Consider the following 17,077-nt stretch of genomic DNA (forward strand, 5'->3'; position numbering starts at 1 on the left):
TAAATTTTGTCAGCGTTTTCGCAGCAAAACACTACCTACCGAATAGCCTGCACCAAAGGAACTCAGCACGGCCAACTCGCCAGGCTGCAGATTCTGCTGGTGACAATGCATGGCAATGACCGAGCCTGCAGAGCTGGTATTGGCATAGGTATCCAGAATCACCGGGGCCTCTTCAACCGTGGCATCACGGCCCAGTACGCGACGTGCAATCAGCTGGTTCATGCTCAGATTGGCCTGATGCAGCCAGAAACGCTTGACCTGCTCAGGTGCGATGTCATGACTCTGCAGATGGCTGACAATGTGCTCGCCAACCATCGGACATACCTCTTTAAATACCTTGCGTCCCTGCTGCACAAAAAGCTTGTCTTGTGAGCTGCGCTCTTCGGCTTCAGCACGATTCAGGAAGCCGGCGTTATTACGGATATTGTTCGAGAACACGGTCGCCAGCTTGCACGACACCACCTCGAAGCCGGTAGCCGGCAAAGCGAGATCAGCGCGCTCGATAATGACGGCCGTGCAGGCATCACCAAAAATGAAGTGACTGTCACGGTCGCGGAAATTTAGATGGGCAGAGCAGATTTCCGGATTCACCATCAGCACTGCGCGCGCCTGACCGGTCGCGATCGCATTGACAGCAGTCTGAATGCCGAAGGTTGCCGAAGAACACGCCACATTCATGTCAAAGGCGAAGCCCTGGATATCCAGAGCCTGCTGCACCTCGACTGCCACCGCAGGGTAAGCACGCTGCAGATTCGAGCAAGCCACGATCACCATATCGATATCGGCTGCCGTCTTGCCAGCTGCCAGCAGTGCATCCTTGGCTGCCGCCACTGCCATCTCGGCCTGAATGGACAGTTCTTCATTGCTGCGCGTCGGCAGCGCCGGTGTCATGCGTGCAGGATCAAGCACGCCACTTGCATCCATCAGATAGCGCTGACGAATGCCCGATGCCTTCTCGATAAACTCGGCACTGGATTCGGCCAGTGCTGCCATTTCACCGCGTTCGATTGCTTGGGCATGCTCGGCATTGAAACCGGCAACATAAGCATTGAATGCGGTAACCAGCGCCTCGTTGCTGACAGCATTGGGCGGGGTGAACAATCCGGTGCCACTAATGACGGCCTGATACATTGCAAATCCTTCTCTTCCGTTCTGCATTTTGTTGCAGAAAATCAAACACTCGTTTGCATGAATAATACCTCAGCGCTGCTACTGGCGCGGCAACATTCTCCGCGAAGCCAATTAACTACGTTATAATCGCTTTCTTCCTTGCGACCATCTGTTGCAAATACCTCGACACGCTTTGCCGCACTGCCACATCCCCCGCACCCAATACTTGACTAAATTAGTCGGAATTAAGGTATAATTCCCGCATCCCCTACACTGCGGAGCCTTGACAATCATGCGCCTGACCACCAAAGGCCGCTTTGCCGTCACTGCCATGCTGGACCTGGCCATGCGTGAAGCCAATGGCCCGGTAACGCTGGCCGGCATCAGCGAGCGGCAAGGCATTTCCCTGTCGTATCTGGAGCAACTTTTCGGCAAACTGCGCCGTGCCCAGCTGGTTGACAGCGTACGCGGCCCTGGCGGCGGCTACACCCTGGCCCGCGGCGTGGATGCCATTTCCGTATCGGACATCATCACCGCCGTTGACGAGCCGGTTGATGCTACCCAATGCGCCGGCCGTGAAAACTGCCATGACAATCACCGTTGCATGACGCACGACCTCTGGACCAATCTGAACCAGACCATCTTCGACTACCTGTCCAAGGTCAGTCTGGCCAGCCTGGTTGCCGACCAGCGCGCCAAGGAAACCGCCGTCATGCATGATCAACGCCCACAACGCCGCAATGGCACCTGTAGCGAGAACCTCGCCGGCACCCTTTAAGTCGCGATCTCGTGGAGAACAAGTAATGAGCGAGTTGAAACAGCCTATCTATCTCGACTATTCGGCAACCACCCCGGTTGATCCGCGCGTAGCCGAAGTGATGATTCCTTACCTGACCGAGCAGTTCGGCAATCCGGCATCGCGTAGCCACGCCTACGGCTGGACTGCCGAAGAAGCCGTCGAAAACGCCCGCAGCGAAATCGCCAAGCTGGTGAACTGCGATGCCAAGGAAGTCGTATTTACTTCGGGTGCCACCGAGTCGATCAACCTAGCACTGAAGGGTGCGGCCAACTTCTATCACAGCAAGGGCAAGCACCTGATCACCCAGAAGACCGAACACAAGGCCACGCTGGACACCATGCGCGAGCTGGAGCGTCAGGGCTTTGAAGTCACCTATCTTGATGTGCAGGAAAACGGTCTGGTAGACATCGCCGCCTTCGAAGCCGCGCTGCGTCCGGACACCATCCTCGCTTCCATCATGTTCGTGAACAACGAAATCGGCGTGATCCAGCCGGTTGCCCAGCTTGGCGAAATCTGCCGCAGCAAGGGCGTGCTGTTCCATGTTGACGCCGCTCAGGCGACCGGCAAGGTCGTGATCGATCTGGCCACCCTGAAGGTGGACCTGATGAGCTTCTCCGCTCACAAGACTTACGGCCCGAAAGGTATCGGCGCGCTGTATGTTCGCCGCAAGCCGCGCGTTCGTCTGGAAGCGCAGATGCACGGTGGCGGTCACGAGCGTGGCTTCCGTTCCGGCACCCTGGCGACTCACCAGATCGTCGGCATGGGCGAAGCCTTCCGCATTGCCCGCGAAACCATGGCTGAAGAAAACCTGCGAATCGGCGCCCTGCGCGACCGTCTGTGGGCCGGCCTGAAGGATATCGAAGAGGTTTACCTCAACGGCGATATCGACCAGCGCGTACCGCACAACCTGAACGTGAGCTTCAACTTCGTCGAGGGTGAAAGCCTGATCATGGCGATCCGCGATCTGGCCGTTTCCTCCGGTTCGGCCTGTACCTCTGCCTCGCTGGAGCCGTCCTATGTGCTGCGCGCCCTTGGCCGCAATGACGAACTGGCACACAGCTCGATCCGCTTCTCGATCGGCCGCTTCACCACCGAAGCCGATGTCGATTACGCCGTTGCCCTGCTGAAGAGCAAGATCGGCAAGCTGCGCGAGATGTCGCCGCTGTGGGAAATGTTCAAGGACGGTATCGACCTGAACACCATCGAATGGGCAGCACACTGATAACGTATTAATGCTTGCGGCCAACATGCAAGGTTGGCCGCGACACCGGGAGTAAAGAAAATGGCATACAGCGACAAGGTAATGGACCACTACGAGAATCCGCGCAACGTGGGTTCTTTCGACAAGAACGCCGACGACGTCGGCACCGGCATGGTCGGCGCACCGGCCTGTGGCGATGTGATGAAGCTGCAGATCAAGGTCAACGAAGCCGGCATCATCGAAGACGCCAAGTTCAAGACCTACGGCTGTGGCTCGGCCATCGCCTCCAGCTCGCTGGTGACCGAATGGGTCAAGGGCAAGAGCCTGGATGAAGCCATGGCGCTGAAAAACACCGAGATCGCCGAAGAGCTGGCCTTGCCGCCAGTCAAGATCCACTGCTCGATTCTGGCAGAAGATGCGATCAAGGCCGCCGTTGCCGACTACAAGCAAAAGCACGGCAAGTAAGGTTAACGGGGTGTAGCCCACCCCGTGATGCACAAGGAATACAGAATATGGCAATCACGCTTTCCGAACGCGCCGCCTCCCACGTCAGCAGCTTCATCAGCAAACGTGGCAAGGGCCTGGGTATCCGCCTGGGGGTGAAAACCTCCGGCTGTTCCGGCATGGCGTACAAGCTCGAGTTTGTCGACGTGGCCAGCGAAGAAGACCTGGTATTCGAGAGCTTTGGCGTCAAGGTGTTTACCGATGCCAAGAGCCTTGCCTACCTCGATGGCACCGAACTGGACTACACCAAGGAAGGCCTGAACGAAGGCTTCAGGTTCAACAACCCGAACGTGAAGAACGAGTGCGGTTGCGGCGAAAGCTTCAACGTCTAAGTTGCCCGGGGGCAGCCTCGCTGCCCCCGCCCTGCCAGAAAGACATGATGAGCGCAGTCACCTCTTCCGACTTCCAGCAAGATCACTTCGCCCTGTTCGGCCTGCCGCAGACCTTCCGTCTGGAGCTTGCCGAACTCGAGCAACGCTGGCGCGCCGCCGCCGCGCAAGTCCATCCCGATCGCTATGCCAGCAGCAGCGAGGCCGAAAAACGGTTGGCGCTGATGGCCTCGACCCGCGTCAACGAAGCCTACCAGACCCTCAAGTCGCCGCTCGCGCGTGCGCGCTATCTGCTGAGCCTTGCCGGTGTCGACACCGCCGAAGAAACCAATACCAGCATGCCGCCCGCTTTCCTGATGGCACAGATGGAATGGCGCGAGCAGATCGAGGAAGCGCGTGATGCGGCCAACGTTGACAGCCTGGAGTTGCTGTCGCGCCAGTTGCGCCAGGATGTGAATCTGCTGGTCACCGAGCTGGCCACCAGCCTGGACGACGCGAGTGATCATGCCGCCGCCGCCCTCCTGGTGCGCAAGCTGCGCTTTATGGAAAAACTCGAGCAGGAAATCGGCGACGCCATCGAAGCCTTGCTGTACTAAGCCTGCCCTAACCCATCACAGACAGACCCCGACCATGCTTCTGCAAATCGCCGAACCCGGCATGTCCGCCGCCCCGCACCAGCACCGCCTCGCCGTCGGTATCGACCTTGGCACCACCAATTCGCTGGTCGCAACCGTGCGCAGTGGCTCCGCCACCGTCCTGCCGGACGAACAGGGCCGCAGCCTGCTGCCTTCCGTCGTGCGCTATACCGAAGACGGCCGCACCGTGGTCGGCTATGCCGCCCAGGCCGAGCAGAGCCGCGATCCGATCAACACCATCGTGTCGGTCAAACGCTTCATGGGCCGTGGCCTTGGCGATGTGCAGGATCAGGGCCGCAGTCCTTACCGCTTTGTTGATGCACCGGGCATGGTGCAGCTGCAGACCCGCGCCGGCAACAAGAGCCCGGTCGAGGTGTCGGCCGACATCCTGCGCACCTTGCGCGAGCGGGCCGAGGCGAGTCTGGGTGGCGAGCTGACCGGCGCGGTGATTACCGTACCGGCCTATTTTGACGATGCCCAGCGTCAGGCCACCAAAGACGCCGCGCGTCTGGCCGGCCTCAATGTGCTGCGCCTGTTGAACGAACCGACCGCAGCCGCCATTGCCTATGGCCTGGACAACGGTGCCGAAGGCACTTATGTGGTCTACGACCTCGGCGGTGGCACATTCGACGTGTCGGTGCTGTCGCTGTCGCGTGGCGTATTCGAAGTACTGGCCACCAGCGGCGATGCCGCACTCGGGGGCGATGACTTCGACCACCGGATTTATTGCTGGATTTTGGAACAGGCCGATCTGCACGGCCTGAATGCCCACGATACCCGCCTGCTGCTGACCCGCGCCCGCGAAGCCAAGGAAGCGCTGACCGAGCACGCCGACACCCGCATCACCGCCCTGCTGACCGATGGCTCGGCCGTGGATGTCGTGCTGAGCCAGGAGACCTTCCACCAGATCAGCAAGACACTGATCGACAAGACCCTGCTGCCGGTACGCAAGGCGCTGCGCGATGCCAAGATCACCGCAGCCGATGTCAAAGGTGTGGTGATGGTCGGTGGCGCCACCCGCATGCCGCAGGTTCAGAAATCGGTTGGCGACTTCTTCGGCTGTACGCCGCTGACCAACCTCGACCCGGACAAGGTTGTCGCCCTCGGCGCCGCGATGCAGGCCAATGTGCTGGCCGGCAACAAGAGCGACGACGAATGGCTGCTGCTGGACGTGATTCCGCTGTCTCTAGGTCTCGAGACCATGGGCGGCCTCACCGAGAAGATCATCCCGCGTAACAGCACCATTCCGGTCGCCCGTGCGCAGGAATTCACCACCTACAAGGATGGCCAGACCGCCCTCTCCGTGCACATCCTGCAAGGCGAGCGCGAGCTGGTGGCCGACTGCCGCAGCCTGGCCAAATTCGTGCTGCGCGGCATTCCGCCCATGGTGGCTGGTGCCGCCCGTATCCGCGTGACCTTCCAGGTCGATGCTGACGGCCTGCTGGCGGTTACCGCACGCGAAATGATTTCCGGCGTCGAAGCCAGCATAGAGGTCAAGCCGTCCTACGGCCTGTCCGACGAAGAAGTCAGCCGCATGCTGACCGACTCGATTGCCCATGTGCAGGACGACATCCAGGCTCGCAAGCTGCGCGAAGCAATTGTCGACGCCAACAGCCTGATCGAGGCGATTGATGTCGCGCTGGCCGCCGATGGCGACCTGCTGGATGCCAGCGAACGTGGCGAGATCGACAGCGCTGTCACGGCCTTGCGTACAGCTATCGCCGCCGAAGTCACCGCCGGCATCAATGCCGCTGCCCACGCGCTGAACAAGTGCAGCGAGCCGTTTGCCGCGCGCCGCATGGATCGCAATATCCAGCGCGCACTGGCTGGCAAGAATATCGAAAGCCTGTAAGCTGGCGGCCAAGCTTGGCCCCTAAGCTACCGTATCGCATTTACCCTGCGGCCAACGTTGGCCGCAGCCATCAAGATTAAGGAAAGAACATGCCGCGTATCATTGTGCTGCCCCACGCCGACCTGTGCCCGGACGGTGCCGTACTGGATGATGTTGCTACCGGCACCACCATCTGCGATGCCCTCTTGGCCAGCGATATCGAAATCGAACACGCTTGCGAGATGTCCTGCGCCTGTACCACTTGCCACGTCGTGGTGCGTGAGGGCTTCAACTCGATGCCGCCATCCGACGAGCTCGAAGACGACATGCTCGACAAGGCCTGGGGCCTCGAGGCGCAATCGCGCCTGTCCTGCCAGGCCATCGTGACCGATCAGGATCTGGTGGTAGAGATTCCGCGTTACACCATCAACCACGCCCGCGAACATCACTGAGGAGCCGGCCATGAAGTGGACTGACATCAACGATATCGCCATCGAACTGGCAGACAGCCTCCCGGATATCGATCCGAAAAACATCCGTTTTACCGATCTGCACAACTGGGTTGTCAGCCTGCCGGGCTTTGATGACGACCACAAACGTGGCGGCGAAAAAGTGCTGGAAGCCATCCAGCAGGCGTGGATAGACGAAGTCGCCTGAGCCTCGCTCTGAAAAACACCCCGCACTGCGGGGTGTTTTTACATCTATGTTCACCGAGCTCCCTGCCGCATCCGCCAAACTTCAGAAGCAGCCGATCAAAGCCGATCCCCGCAAGACGCAACACCGTATCCGCTGTTTTGCAGCCCGCAGTTATGACAACTTGCCCTCAGCGCCGCACTGGTCTGTAATGGAGAGCCAATCCATCACCCTGCGGAGCCCCTCATGCTGACCCTGGTCATCGGCAACAAGAATCTCTCTTCCTGGTCGTTGCGCCCCTGGCTGCTGCTCAAGCAGATTGGCGAGCCGTTTGCCGAAAAGCATATCAATCTGCTGGCAGCCGACTGCAAACAGCAGATCCTGCATTACAACCCGGCCGGCAAAGTGCCGGCGCTGCTAGACGGTCAGCTGCTGATTCATGATTCGCTGGCGATTGCCGAGTATCTGGCCGAAACCTACCCTGCCGCCCGCCTGTGGCCGGATGAGGCGGCCGACCGTGCCGTCGCCCGGGCCATCAGCGCCGAAATGCACTCGGGCTTCACCGCCCTGCGCAGCGAGATGCCGTTCAACAGCCAGCTGCGGCGCCAGCATCAGCCCTCCGCTGCCTGCGCTGCCGATATCGAGCGCATCTGCCAGATCTGGCGCCAGCTGCGCGAGCGTCACGCCGCCCATGGCGACTTCCTGTTTGGCCGTTTCAGCATTGCCGATGCCATGTTCGCTCCGGTGGCCCTGCGCTTTGTCAGCTACGGCATCAGCGTGGATGAAAGCTGCGAAAAATATGTCAATACGCTGCTAGCTATGCCATCCGTGCAGCAATGGCTGGACGAGGCCGAGACCGAAACAGCGGCCAGCGAGGCCTGAGAATAAAAAGCGCGTCAATGGTAGTTTTTTGACGCATTGCTGATGGTTAAGTTGGCCGCAAGTCATTAGAATGTCGCGTTTTTTTATTTTTCCGGCACTAATCAAATCATGAAGACACCGTTCATTATCGGCGTGGCTGGCGGCAGCGGCAGCGGTAAAACCACCGTAACCCGCAAGGTGCTGGAGACCATAGGCAGCGAGCAGGCTGCCGTGATCGTGCAGGACTATTACTACCGCGACCAGAGCCACCTGACATTCGAACAGCGTCTGGCGACCAACTACGACCATCCGCATGCTTTTGACTGGCCACTGCTGATCGAGCACATCGACGATCTGCGCAATGGCCTGGGCATCAACATGCCGGTTTACGATTTTGCGCGCCATACCCGTGCCGAAGAAACCGTGCGCATCGAATCAGCCCCGGTCATCGTGATCGAAGGCCTATTCCCGCTGTACGACGCCGCGCTGCGTGACATGATGTCGCTGAAGATCTTTGTCGACACCGATGCCGATGTGCGCTTTATCCGCCGTCTGAAACGCGATATCGCCGAGCGCGGCCGCACCACCGACAGCGTGATCGAGCAATACCTCGCCACCGTACGTCCGATGCACAACCAGTTCATCGAGCCGACCAAGCGCTTTGCCGACGTGATTCTGCCGCATGGCGCGAATGACCCGGCGGTGGACATCATCACCACCAAGGTGGCCAGCCTGATCAGCTGAATCATCTGCAGCCAGGAAAAAGGCGTCACCAAATGGTGACGCCTTTTTTCATGAGTCTGAGCGCCAGTGGCTCAGGGCAGCGACAACAGCGACAGCACGCGATAACGGCTGACGCCCAGCAGCGCCGGCACCACTTCAAACAGATTGCCTTGCCGGCTTTCGCGGTTGAAACGGGCATTGAACTCGGTAACGAAATTGTCCGCCCAGACCTGTTCGCTCATATTCGACAGCTTGGCAATCGCCTCGCGCACCTCGGCCATCGAGCGGGCAATCGCCTGCCGCGACAGCTGCAGCTGGTCGATGGCACGCAGCACTTTCTGCAAGGTCTGACGCGCGCTGGCGTGGTCGGCGACTTGCCAGCCGGCTGGCTGCAGACTGTCGGCCGCCGGCTCCAGCCGCAGATGTTGCGGTTGGCCGGCCGGAAAACGGATACCGCCGCCGCGCAGGCTGAAGCGATCGCGCACCGTCTGCCAGATCGCCTCATCCACGGCAAACTGCAGCTGGCCTTGCTCGTCGAGCTGCGGCTGGATGCCGGATGGCCCCAGCGCGCGGCCCAGCGTCGACAGCAGCGAGCTGGTGCCCTGCTGCGCACCGACCTTGACCGCTGCCGGTTGCGCACCGGGCATGCCGGTGACGAACACCAGCGTTTCGTCCTGGCCCGAAGTCAGGCTGTCGATATCCAGACCGCGAATGCTGAAAGTCTGTCGTGCATCGCCAGCCATCCGGAATTGCATGCGATGGTCGAGGCTGCCGCCGCTGGCAGCATTGCGGCTCTGCCACTGGCGCTGCACGCTGCCAACCTGTTCGGCCAGCTTGTCACGATCCAGTCGCGGTGCGGCCAACTCGCCACTGAGGGCCGACTTCAGCTCCTCGAGTTTTTTGGCCAACTCGTCAACAAAGTCGAGCGCACGCTGGGCGGCGGTCAGTTGCTGGTTGAGCTGGCCGCTGTAACGCCAGTCGCTGCGGCTGCGTGCGGTGGTCGCCACTTCACTCTGCACATCCTGGCGGCTTTCCACCGTCGCATCATTGCGTGCCGGCGCAAGGTTACCGGCCCGGCTCAGTGCTCGGCGGGTGGCATCAAGATTCAGGGTATTGGGTGTCATGCTGGCCACCATTTACAAGGCATCAAACAGCGACAGCGTGCTGACGCGGCCATAGGCCTTCTGGCTGGCCTGCAGCGCCAGCATATAGCTGTTCATGCTGATGCTGGCCTCGGCATAGTCGAGGTTTTCCAGGCTGGCGATATTCTGCTGGTTGGACAGGCTGACATTGCCATGATTGTCGGCCAGCATCTGCAGGGTGTTCTGGCTGCTGCCCAGGCGGGCAATCTTGCCGGCATTGTCGCCATGCGCCTGATCAAGCGTGGTCAGCGTCTGGCGCAGCTGCGCCCCGACTAGTGGATCGTTCGGATTGAGACTCGCGCCTTCCAGCAGTGACAGGCTCTTTTCCAGCTCGTTGAGCATGGCAGGCAGGTGCTCGACGCTGACATTGCCCGGCTGGCTGATGCCGTGGCCCACCATCACCATCTGGCCTTCGGTATTGCCCTTGAAGCTGTAACGGCTGCCCGGCGCCGCGCCCGCATCATAGGCAATTGCCTCATTCTGGATCGCAGTGCCGGAAAACAGATAGCGGCCTTCCTGATCCTTGCTGTTGGCAGCATAGCGCACGCTGTCGGCCAGGCTCTTCAAGGGGCCAGCCAGTGCGCGCAAGTCGTCGGCGGTATAACTGCCTTCTAGCGTCATCAGCAGATGATCGCGCATGTCCAGCATGTCGCGGTTCATGCCTGCCAGATAGGTTTCGTTATTGGTCAACCGCGATTTGAGCGAGCTGATATTGGCGCTGTACTGGGCAATCGCCGCCTCTTCGCGGCCTAGGCGCAGCAAGCGCACGCTGGCGATCGGGTCGTCAGACGGCACCAAGAGGCGCTTGCCGCCGCTCATCTTCTGCAATAGTTCGGCGGTGGCGCTGTTGGCGCGGCCAAGGGCATTCTGCATCACGGCCTGGTACTGACTGCTGGCGATACGCATGGCGACTCCTTACATCATCGCCAGCGTGCTGTCGAACAGCTCGTTGGCGATGGCAATGACTTTCATATTGGCCTGATACATTTTCTGGAATTCGATCAGGTTGACAGCTTCTTCGTCGTTATTGACGCCGCTGGTGGCCTTCCAGCTTTTTTCGGCCTCGGCGCGCACGATGTCGGCGGTGCTGATCGCAGCCTTGTTTTGCTGGCTGGCAATCGCCAGCTGGCCGGTCAGCTGCGCATAGGCATCGTTGAGCGTGACATTGCCCAGCTGGCCGATTGGCGCCTGCTGGTCTTTCACAGCCATCACCGCGATCAGGTTCTGGCTATTGCCGGGCTTGGCGGCATCCGCCGAAAAACCCAGCTGTGAAGCCTGTATCGTGCTCAGCTGCAGCATGCGATCAGGGTTGGCCGCATCAAAGACAAACAGCGCCGCGCCGGGCTGGCCATTCAGGTCAAAGCCATTGGCCAGCTGGCTGTTGATGCGGCTGGACAGCTCGCTGGCCAGATCCTTGACCGCCGCCATCATCGGCTGCAGCACTTTTTGTTCGTAATGATTGAGGCCGCCCAGCTGGCCGCCGAGGTTGTCACGCCCCAGTACAAAGTTTTCATTGGCAAAGGCCAGCGTCACGCGCTGGCTGCCATCCGGCCGGGTTTCGCTGCTCAGCTGCGCGGCGGTATTGCCGACGACCAGCGGCGGGCCTTCACGCAGGGTAACGGTCTTGCTGCCATGCGCCTGGTCGCTGACGCGGATGTCTACCAACTCGGCCAGCTGGTCGATGCTGCGATCGCGCTCGTCCAACAGGCCGGATACATTTTCGCCGGCAGCATCGGCAGCGCTGATGCTGTTGTTCAGTGCTGCGATATTGCCGCTGAGGGTGTTGATCTGGCGTAGCGTGGCCGCGCGCTGTTCATTCACCGAGCTTTGCTGGGTGGCCAACACGCGGTTGAGGCTGTTGACGCGATTGCCCAGCGCCTCGGCTTCGCTCAGTACCTGCGAGCGCAACGGCGCGGAACCGACATCGGCCGTCACCGCATTCAGCGCGGCATAGAATTTGTCGAGGCCGACCGACAGGCTGCTGCCGCTATTGCCCATCACTTGTTCTAGCTGGCCGTAATACTGGCGCAGCACGCTGACTTCGCCACGGCTGGAAGCGGCATTCCACAGTTGCAGATTCTTGTAGTCATCGCTGAAACGGCGAATCGCGGCCACATCCACACCAGCACCGGCGCTGTGCGGATCACCCGGCGCGGGGATGCGGGTGGCCAGCACCACGCCCTGGCGTGAATAGCCTTGGGTATTGGTATTGGCGATATTCTGGCTGACTGCATTAAGCGCTGCCTGGGCGGCCGCAGCCCCCGACAAGGCATTGAATACCATGCTCATGGCAAAACCTTACTGACGAAACGGACGATGAACGGGCGGGGCAAAGGCGGCCGACGGGCCTGCGCTTGCCGGCGCGATACCTTGTGATGCGACCGCCGCCGCGCCTTCCTTAAATGCGTCTGGCGGATTTTCCGGCAACAGCTGGCGCAGCAGTACATTGCCAATGCCGAAGCTGCGCCCCTTGGCCAGCTGGCTGGCAATCGCGCTGTCGGCCATATCCAGCATGTCGGCATTGATGCTGTTGGCGAACATGCCGTCCGGGCCGGCTAGCGTCTCGTTGGCCTTGCGCATCTGGCTCAGCATCTCGCGGATAAACATCGCCTCGAAGCCTTCGGCGGCCTGCACGATCTTGTCGTGCTCTGCCGCGCTGATCGCCTGCGCCGGTTCTTCACCATTTGCGGCCAGGGTTGGCCGCAGCTCATTCTGGATCGGCCGCATCAGATCACCACCAGTTCGCCATCAATCGCGCCGGCCTGATCCAGCGCCTGCAGGATGGCCATCAGATCATCCACGCTGGCACCGGTGCTATTGACGGTGTCGATAATGCTTTGCAGGCTGACACCGGCCGGCCAGCGGAACATGCGCGCGCCGCCCTGCTCGACCTGCACCTGCGAATTCGGCACCACGGCTGTGCTGCCATTACTCAGCGGGCCGGGCTGGCTGACTTGCTGCTGCTCGGAAATCACCACCCGCAGCGAGCCGTGCGATACCGCGGCCGCCTTCACCTTGACGCCCTGGCTCACCACAACGGTGCCGGTGCGCGAATTGAACACCACGCGCGGCAGCTCGCCGCCGACATTGATATTGATGTTCTGCAAGCGCGCCATGAAGGCCACGCGCTCGGTCGGGTTGGTCGGTGCCAACACCTCGATCGAGGTCGCGTTGCGCGTGCTGGCAATGCTGCCGTAACGCTGGTTGATGGTGTTGACCACATTGATGGCGGTCTCGAAATTCGGTTTTTTCAGGCTGAGGCGAATCGACGGGCCGCTGTCAAAATCGCTGGGAATCTCGCGCTCCACCGTCGCGCCATTCGGAATACGGCCGGAAGTCGGCGTGTTCACGGTGACGCTGCTGCCACTCTTGCCCTGGGCCGACAGGCCCGGAATTACCAGATTGCCCTGTGCCAGCGCGTAGATTTCACCATCGGCCGCACGCAGCTGGGTCAGCAGCAAGGTGCCGCCGCGCAGGCTCTTGGCATCGCCCAGCGAGGCCACCGTGACATCAATCGCCTGGCCACGACGGTAGCCGGGTGGCAACACCGCGCTGACCATCACCGCGGCGGTGTTTTTTACCTTGGGGTCGGCATTCTCGCCCTGCGGCAGGCCCAGCTGCTTGAGCATATTGGCCACCGCCTGACCGGCGAATTTCACCTGGCTGTTATCGCCGGAGCCATCGAGACCGACCACGATGCCATAGCCGATCAGCTGGTTTTCACGAATGCCTTCGATATGCACCAGATTACGCAAAGGCTGCGCGAACAGCGGCGCAGCCAGCAAGGCCATCAGGCAGGACAACAGGAACTTGGCCATAGACTTTCTCAAAATGGCGCCCACGGGCTATTGAAGAAACGGGTGAGCCAGCCCGGCGCATTGGCATCATTCAAGGCACCACGGCCGCTGTAGACAATGCGCGCATTGGCAATGCGCAAGGAGGAGATACGATTCAGCGAGTCGATATCATCGCTGCGCACATAACCGGCCAGCCGCAGGAATTCCTCGCCCTGATTCAGCGCCAGCTGTTTTTCGCCGCGCACCAGCAACAGGCCGTTGGGCATCACCTGATGCACGACCACGGTCAGCGCGCCGGACAGGCTGTTCTGCTGTGACGAGGTGGCATTGCCCTTGAAATCACGCTCGGCCGAAATGCTGGCCTTGGTATCAAACTCGCGGGTGCCGATGATGGATGGCGTAATCGCCACGCCGGACTGCTTGTCAAAGCTGGTACCGGCGCGCTTGCTGGCCTGGGTGGTCTCTTCGAGCACCACCGTCAGCACATCGCCGGTGCGATAGGCACGCTTGTCCGACACCAGCGACCAGCCGCCAGCCGGGTTGAACACGCCACCGCCGCTGGCCGCCGACTTGCTTTCCGGCAAGGGCGGCAACAGCAGCTCGGCATTGTCTGCCGGCATCTGCAGCTGCGCGCACGCGGCCAACCATGGCAGGCAAAGCAGCAACAGGTGGCGACGGCTCATCGTACTGCCTGCGCCAGGCTCTGCATCATATTGTCGGCGGCCGACAGCACCTTGGTATTCATCTCGTAGGTACGCTGCGCGGCAATCATGTCGACCATTTCTTCCACCGCCTGCACATTGGAGCCTTCCAGCGCACGCTGGCGCAACTTGCCCAGTGCCTCACTGCCCGGCGCGCCGACAACGGCCTCGCCACTGGCGGCAGTCTGCTGGAACAGATTGTCGCCCATCGCCACAAGGCCGGTCGGGTTGACGAAGTTGGCCAGCGTCAGCTGACCGACTTCGGTCGGTGTTACCGAGCCGGACAGGTTCACCGACACCATACCGTTTTCGCTGATATTCACCGCCGTGGTGCCGGCCGGCAGGGTAATCGCCGGCACTAGCGGCAGGCCCTGGGCATTGACGAGGCGGCCTTCGGCACTCACCTGCAGCTGGCCGGCCCGGGTGTAGCCGGTTTCGCCATTGGCCATTTGCACCTGCAAAAAGCCCTGGCCGACAATCGCCACATCCAGCGCCTGGCCGGTGGTGTTGATATTGCCGGTGGTGAAAATCTTCTGGGTGCCGACCACGCGGGTGCCGTTACCCAGCTGGATGCCGGTCGGCGCGGTGCCACCACCTTCCAGCGCGGCGCCGGGTTGACGCTCGGTCTGGTAGAACAGGTCTTCGAACATCACGCGTTCGCGCTTGAAGCCGACGGTATTGGCATTGGCAAGGTTGTTGGCAATGGCACCGAGGCGCGCATCCTGCGCCTGAATGCCGGTTTTGCTGATCCACAAGGCGGGGTTCATGCGTGACTCCTTTTAACTGCGTACCAGACGATTGCCGGCTTCGGCCATCTCGTTGGCGGCATTGAACATTTTCAGCTGCATTTCGAAGCTGCGATTGAGCGTCATCGAGGCGACCATCTCTTCGACCGCCGAGACATTGCTGCGCTCGAGGTAGCCGGCCTTGACCTGCACCGTCTCGTCCGCCGGCAAGGCGGTGCCGAAACGGCTGACAATCAGGCCTTCGCTGTTTTTGGTGAGCTCTTCCGGCGCGGGGTTGACCAGCTTCAGGCGGCCAAGCTCCTGCATGGCGTTTTCGCCCGGCGGCAGGATAGACACGGTACCGTTGGCCGCAATCTGTACTTCGCGATGGGCCGGCAGCACGATGGCACCGCCCTCGCCCAGCACTTCACGATTGTTCAGCAGCAGCCGGCCATTGGCATCGACAGTAAACTGACCGGCACGGGTATAGCCCTCGCCATCGGCACTGGCCACGGCAAAATAGCCCTTGCCCTGTACCGCGACATCCAGCTCGCGCCCGGTCTGCTGCAGCACGCCGGCACGGTCGGACACCGCGCCCGGCTGCGGCACCACCATATGACGTGCATCGTAGCCATAGCCCGGCACGCTCTGGCTGCTGGCCAGCTCGATATCGGCACGAAAGCCCGGCGTATCGGCATTGGCCAGATTATTGGCGCGGATCTGCTGGGCCTTGAGGGTGCGATTGGCACCACTCATGATGGTGTAGATCAGGCCATCCATGCTCAGACAGCCTGCATCAGGGCTTGCACGACCTGGTTCTGGGTCGAGATCACCTTGGTATTAGCCTGATAATTACGCTGCGCCGTCATCAGGTTCACCAGTTCGCCGGTCAGGTCGACGTTGGATTTTTCCAGCGAGCTGGCAACCAGCTTGCCGGCACCGCCGCTGCCTGGCACCGACAGCAAAGGCGTGCCGGAAGCGCTGGATTCTTCCCAGCTAGTTTCCGACACCGGCGTCAGGCCGTTTTCATTGGGGAAGGTTGCCAGTGCGATGGTGGCCACGCTGCGGCGCTCGCCATTGCTGTAAGTCGCCACCAGGCTGCCGTCATCCTCGATGCGCAGGCCGGTACGGGTGCCGGCGGCAAAACCGTCGGCACTGTTGACGCTGGTGGTGGTCTCGCCGGCAAACTGGGTGGTACCGGCGTAGTCGATCTTGATGCTGAGTGCGGCGGCGCCGGCCGGTGTGCCCATGGGTAAGTCTACCGGCACGGTTGGTGCGGTCAGCTTGCCGTCGGTACCGAAAGTCAGCGTGCTGGTGGTACCCGCCACCATCTTGCCGTCTACCGCGTAGTGCACCGTGATGTCGCTGGCCGACTTCACAAAATACTGGGTGACGTTGTGCTTGTTGCCCAGCGAGTCATACACGGTAGACAGGCTGGAGCCATTGAAGGTCGCCGGGTTGGCCGCATCAAATGCCACGGTCGGTACCGTCCAGCCGGCCGACAGATTGCCACTGTACTTGATCTGGCTGCTGGCCTTGGCAGGCACGAGGCCGGACGGCAGCGTGATATCGCCGAAACTGCCCAAGGTAGCGGCCGCCCCCTCTTCTACCGCTGCATAGCCCTGCACCTTGCGGCCGAAAGTGTCTTCCAGCATGCCGTTCTTGTCGACATTGAATGCACCAACGCGGGTGTAGGCAATACCGCCGGTGGCATCGCGGGTCATGAAAAAGCCGCCGCCCTGAATGGCCGCATCCAGCGCACGACCGGTCGCCACCACATTGCCGCCGCGACCGATGCTCTGGGTTACCGAGCCGACTTCCACCCCGGTGGCCTGACTGCCGGCATACACCGCCGAGAAGTTGTCACGGCTGGACTTGAAACCATAAGTGCCGGAGTTGGCGATATTGTTACTGATATTGCCCAGCTGGCTGTTGACGGCATTGATGCCGGAAAGCGCGATTTCGAAACTCATGGTAGTCAGACTCCTGAAGCAAGGGTGCCGGCATTGCCCAGCAAACTCGTAATGGCAGAAACGGGAAACTCGCCAAGACCACTCAGCGACAAGACGGGCTCGCCGCCCTGTAC

20 protein-coding genes are annotated in these 17,077 nt (G+C 61.0%); 10 read left to right on the forward strand and 10 right to left on the reverse strand.

Features of this window, described 5'->3' with window-relative positions; translation table 11 throughout:
* Positions 1-9: 9 nt before the first annotated feature.
* Positions 10-1,131, reverse strand: a complete 1,122-nt coding sequence (locus ACZ9W6_RS07915; protein WP_465190555.1) for a beta-ketoacyl-ACP synthase III — start codon at positions 1,129-1,131, stop codon at positions 10-12.
* A 271-nt stretch (positions 1,132-1,402) separates the two neighbouring features.
* Here ACZ9W6_RS07915 and iscR point away from each other — a divergent pair, with 271 nt between their 5' ends.
* The 10 genes from iscR to udk all read left to right on the forward strand — a co-directional run bounded on the left by iscR (position 1,403) and on the right by udk (position 8,647).
* Positions 1,403-1,888, forward strand: a complete 486-nt coding sequence (gene iscR, locus ACZ9W6_RS07920) for a Fe-S cluster assembly transcriptional regulator IscR (protein ID WP_465190556.1) — start codon at positions 1,403-1,405, stop codon at positions 1,886-1,888.
* 25 nt (positions 1,889-1,913) lie between these two features.
* Positions 1,914-3,131 (forward strand): IscS subfamily cysteine desulfurase, encoded by a 1,218-nt coding sequence (locus ACZ9W6_RS07925; RefSeq protein ID WP_465190557.1) that lies wholly within the window; start codon positions 1,914-1,916, stop codon positions 3,129-3,131.
* Between the two features lie 60 nt (positions 3,132-3,191).
* Positions 3,192-3,575 (forward strand): Fe-S cluster assembly scaffold IscU, encoded by a 384-nt coding sequence (gene iscU / locus ACZ9W6_RS07930; RefSeq protein ID WP_465190558.1) that lies wholly within the window; start codon positions 3,192-3,194, stop codon positions 3,573-3,575.
* Positions 3,576-3,622: 47 nt separating this feature from the next.
* Positions 3,623-3,946, forward strand: a complete 324-nt coding sequence (gene iscA, locus ACZ9W6_RS07935) for an iron-sulfur cluster assembly protein IscA (RefSeq protein ID WP_465190559.1) — start codon at positions 3,623-3,625, stop codon at positions 3,944-3,946.
* Positions 3,947-3,993: 47 nt separating this feature from the next.
* Positions 3,994-4,539 (forward strand): Fe-S protein assembly co-chaperone HscB, encoded by a 546-nt coding sequence (hscB, locus tag ACZ9W6_RS07940; protein ID WP_465190560.1) that lies wholly within the window; start codon positions 3,994-3,996, stop codon positions 4,537-4,539.
* A 34-nt stretch (positions 4,540-4,573) separates the two neighbouring features.
* A complete protein-coding gene (gene hscA, locus ACZ9W6_RS07945; protein ID WP_465190561.1) occupies positions 4,574-6,430 on the forward strand; it encodes a Fe-S protein assembly chaperone HscA in 1,857 nt (618 codons plus the stop codon).
* Between the two features lie 89 nt (positions 6,431-6,519).
* Positions 6,520-6,861 carry an ISC system 2Fe-2S type ferredoxin gene (fdx, locus tag ACZ9W6_RS07950; RefSeq protein WP_465190562.1) on the forward strand — a complete coding sequence of 114 codons (342 nt, stop codon included), beginning with the start codon at positions 6,520-6,522 and terminating at the stop codon, positions 6,859-6,861.
* 10 nt (positions 6,862-6,871) lie between these two features.
* Complete coding sequence (iscX, locus tag ACZ9W6_RS07955; protein ID WP_465190563.1) at positions 6,872-7,066, forward strand: Fe-S cluster assembly protein IscX; 195 nt, start codon at positions 6,872-6,874, stop codon at positions 7,064-7,066.
* A gap of 222 nt (positions 7,067-7,288) precedes the next feature.
* A complete protein-coding gene (locus ACZ9W6_RS07960) occupies positions 7,289-7,924 on the forward strand; it encodes a glutathione S-transferase family protein (protein ID WP_465190564.1) in 636 nt (211 codons plus the stop codon).
* Between the two features lie 108 nt (positions 7,925-8,032).
* The gene (udk, locus tag ACZ9W6_RS07965; protein WP_465190565.1) at positions 8,033-8,647 is read left to right on the forward strand and encodes a uridine kinase; all 615 of its coding nucleotides are present in this window, start codon (positions 8,033-8,035) and stop codon (positions 8,645-8,647) included.
* A 71-nt stretch (positions 8,648-8,718) separates the two neighbouring features.
* Here the strand turns inward: udk and ACZ9W6_RS07970 are convergent, their stop codons facing one another.
* From ACZ9W6_RS07970 to ACZ9W6_RS08010, 9 genes are read right to left on the reverse strand one after another with little or no spacing between them, the layout of a single operon-like run.
* Entirely contained in the window at positions 8,719-9,750 is a 1,032-nt protein-coding gene (locus ACZ9W6_RS07970; protein WP_465190566.1) for a hypothetical protein, read from the reverse strand.
* 12 nt (positions 9,751-9,762) lie between these two features.
* Entirely contained in the window at positions 9,763-10,674 is a 912-nt protein-coding gene (locus ACZ9W6_RS07975) for a flagellin N-terminal helical domain-containing protein (protein ID WP_465190567.1), read from the reverse strand.
* Between the two features lie 9 nt (positions 10,675-10,683).
* Entirely contained in the window at positions 10,684-12,057 is a 1,374-nt protein-coding gene (flgK, locus tag ACZ9W6_RS07980; RefSeq protein WP_465190568.1) for a flagellar hook-associated protein FlgK, read from the reverse strand.
* A 9-nt stretch (positions 12,058-12,066) separates the two neighbouring features.
* Entirely contained in the window at positions 12,067-12,495 is a 429-nt protein-coding gene (locus ACZ9W6_RS07985; RefSeq protein ID WP_465190569.1) for a rod-binding protein, read from the reverse strand.
* Complete coding sequence (locus ACZ9W6_RS07990) at positions 12,495-13,586, reverse strand: flagellar basal body P-ring protein FlgI (RefSeq protein WP_465190570.1); 1,092 nt, start codon at positions 13,584-13,586, stop codon at positions 12,495-12,497. The genes ACZ9W6_RS07985 and ACZ9W6_RS07990 overlap by 1 nt, the downstream gene beginning before the upstream one ends.
* Before the next feature lie 8 nt (positions 13,587-13,594).
* Positions 13,595-14,248: a flagellar basal body L-ring protein FlgH gene (flgH, locus tag ACZ9W6_RS07995; protein ID WP_465190571.1), complete on the reverse strand. Its 654-nt coding sequence runs from the start codon at positions 14,246-14,248 to the stop codon at positions 13,595-13,597.
* Positions 14,245-15,033 carry a flagellar basal-body rod protein FlgG gene (gene flgG / locus ACZ9W6_RS08000; RefSeq protein ID WP_465190572.1) on the reverse strand — a complete coding sequence of 263 codons (789 nt, stop codon included), beginning with the start codon at positions 15,031-15,033 and terminating at the stop codon, positions 14,245-14,247. The genes flgH and flgG overlap by 4 nt, the downstream gene beginning before the upstream one ends.
* Before the next feature lie 12 nt (positions 15,034-15,045).
* On the reverse strand, positions 15,046-15,771 hold the full coding sequence (locus ACZ9W6_RS08005; RefSeq protein ID WP_465190573.1) for a flagellar basal body rod protein FlgF: 726 nt from the start codon (positions 15,769-15,771) through the stop codon (positions 15,046-15,048).
* Positions 15,772-15,773: 2 nt separating this feature from the next.
* Positions 15,774-16,964 carry a flagellar hook protein FlgE gene (locus ACZ9W6_RS08010; RefSeq protein WP_465190574.1) on the reverse strand — a complete coding sequence of 397 codons (1,191 nt, stop codon included), beginning with the start codon at positions 16,962-16,964 and terminating at the stop codon, positions 15,774-15,776.
* Positions 16,965-17,077: the final 113 nt, after the last annotated feature.

The sequence above is a fragment of the Vogesella lacus genome (assembly GCF_979366295.1).

Bases quoted from the DNA above. Each gene is read 5' to 3' on its own strand.
- flgK (WP_465190568.1), bottom strand. From the start codon at position 12,057: ATGAGCATGGTATTCAATGCCTTGTCGGGGGCTGCGGCCGCCCAGGCA.
- ACZ9W6_RS07975 (WP_465190567.1), bottom strand. From the start codon at position 10,674: ATGCGTATCGCCAGCAGTCAGTACCAGGCCGTGATGCAGAATGCCCTT.
- iscA (WP_465190559.1), top strand. From the start codon at position 3,623: ATGGCAATCACGCTTTCCGAACGCGCCGCCTCCCACGTCAGCAGCTTC.
- hscB (WP_465190560.1), top strand. From the start codon at position 3,994: ATGAGCGCAGTCACCTCTTCCGACTTCCAGCAAGATCACTTCGCCCTG.
- iscX (WP_465190563.1), top strand. From the start codon at position 6,872: ATGAAGTGGACTGACATCAACGATATCGCCATCGAACTGGCAGACAGC.
- fdx (WP_465190562.1), top strand. From the start codon at position 6,520: ATGCCGCGTATCATTGTGCTGCCCCACGCCGACCTGTGCCCGGACGGT.
- flgH (WP_465190571.1), bottom strand. From the start codon at position 14,248: ATGAGCCGTCGCCACCTGTTGCTGCTTTGCCTGCCATGGTTGGCCGCG.
- iscR (WP_465190556.1), top strand. From the start codon at position 1,403: ATGCGCCTGACCACCAAAGGCCGCTTTGCCGTCACTGCCATGCTGGAC.
- ACZ9W6_RS08010 (WP_465190574.1), bottom strand. From the start codon at position 16,964: ATGAGTTTCGAAATCGCGCTTTCCGGCATCAATGCCGTCAACAGCCAG.
- ACZ9W6_RS07970 (WP_465190566.1), bottom strand. From the start codon at position 9,750: ATGACACCCAATACCCTGAATCTTGATGCCACCCGCCGAGCACTGAGC.
- ACZ9W6_RS07960 (WP_465190564.1), top strand. From the start codon at position 7,289: ATGCTGACCCTGGTCATCGGCAACAAGAATCTCTCTTCCTGGTCGTTG.
- ACZ9W6_RS07925 (WP_465190557.1), top strand. From the start codon at position 1,914: ATGAGCGAGTTGAAACAGCCTATCTATCTCGACTATTCGGCAACCACC.
- hscA (WP_465190561.1), top strand. From the start codon at position 4,574: ATGCTTCTGCAAATCGCCGAACCCGGCATGTCCGCCGCCCCGCACCAG.
- ACZ9W6_RS07990 (WP_465190570.1), bottom strand. From the start codon at position 13,586: ATGGCCAAGTTCCTGTTGTCCTGCCTGATGGCCTTGCTGGCTGCGCCG.
- ACZ9W6_RS07985 (WP_465190569.1), bottom strand. From the start codon at position 12,495: ATGCGGCCGATCCAGAATGAGCTGCGGCCAACCCTGGCCGCAAATGGT.
- flgG (WP_465190572.1), bottom strand. From the start codon at position 15,033: ATGAACCCCGCCTTGTGGATCAGCAAAACCGGCATTCAGGCGCAGGAT.
- udk (WP_465190565.1), top strand. From the start codon at position 8,033: ATGAAGACACCGTTCATTATCGGCGTGGCTGGCGGCAGCGGCAGCGGT.
- ACZ9W6_RS08005 (WP_465190573.1), bottom strand. From the start codon at position 15,771: ATGGATGGCCTGATCTACACCATCATGAGTGGTGCCAATCGCACCCTC.
- ACZ9W6_RS07915 (WP_465190555.1), bottom strand. From the start codon at position 1,131: ATGTATCAGGCCGTCATTAGTGGCACCGGATTGTTCACCCCGCCCAAT.
- iscU (WP_465190558.1), top strand. From the start codon at position 3,192: ATGGCATACAGCGACAAGGTAATGGACCACTACGAGAATCCGCGCAAC.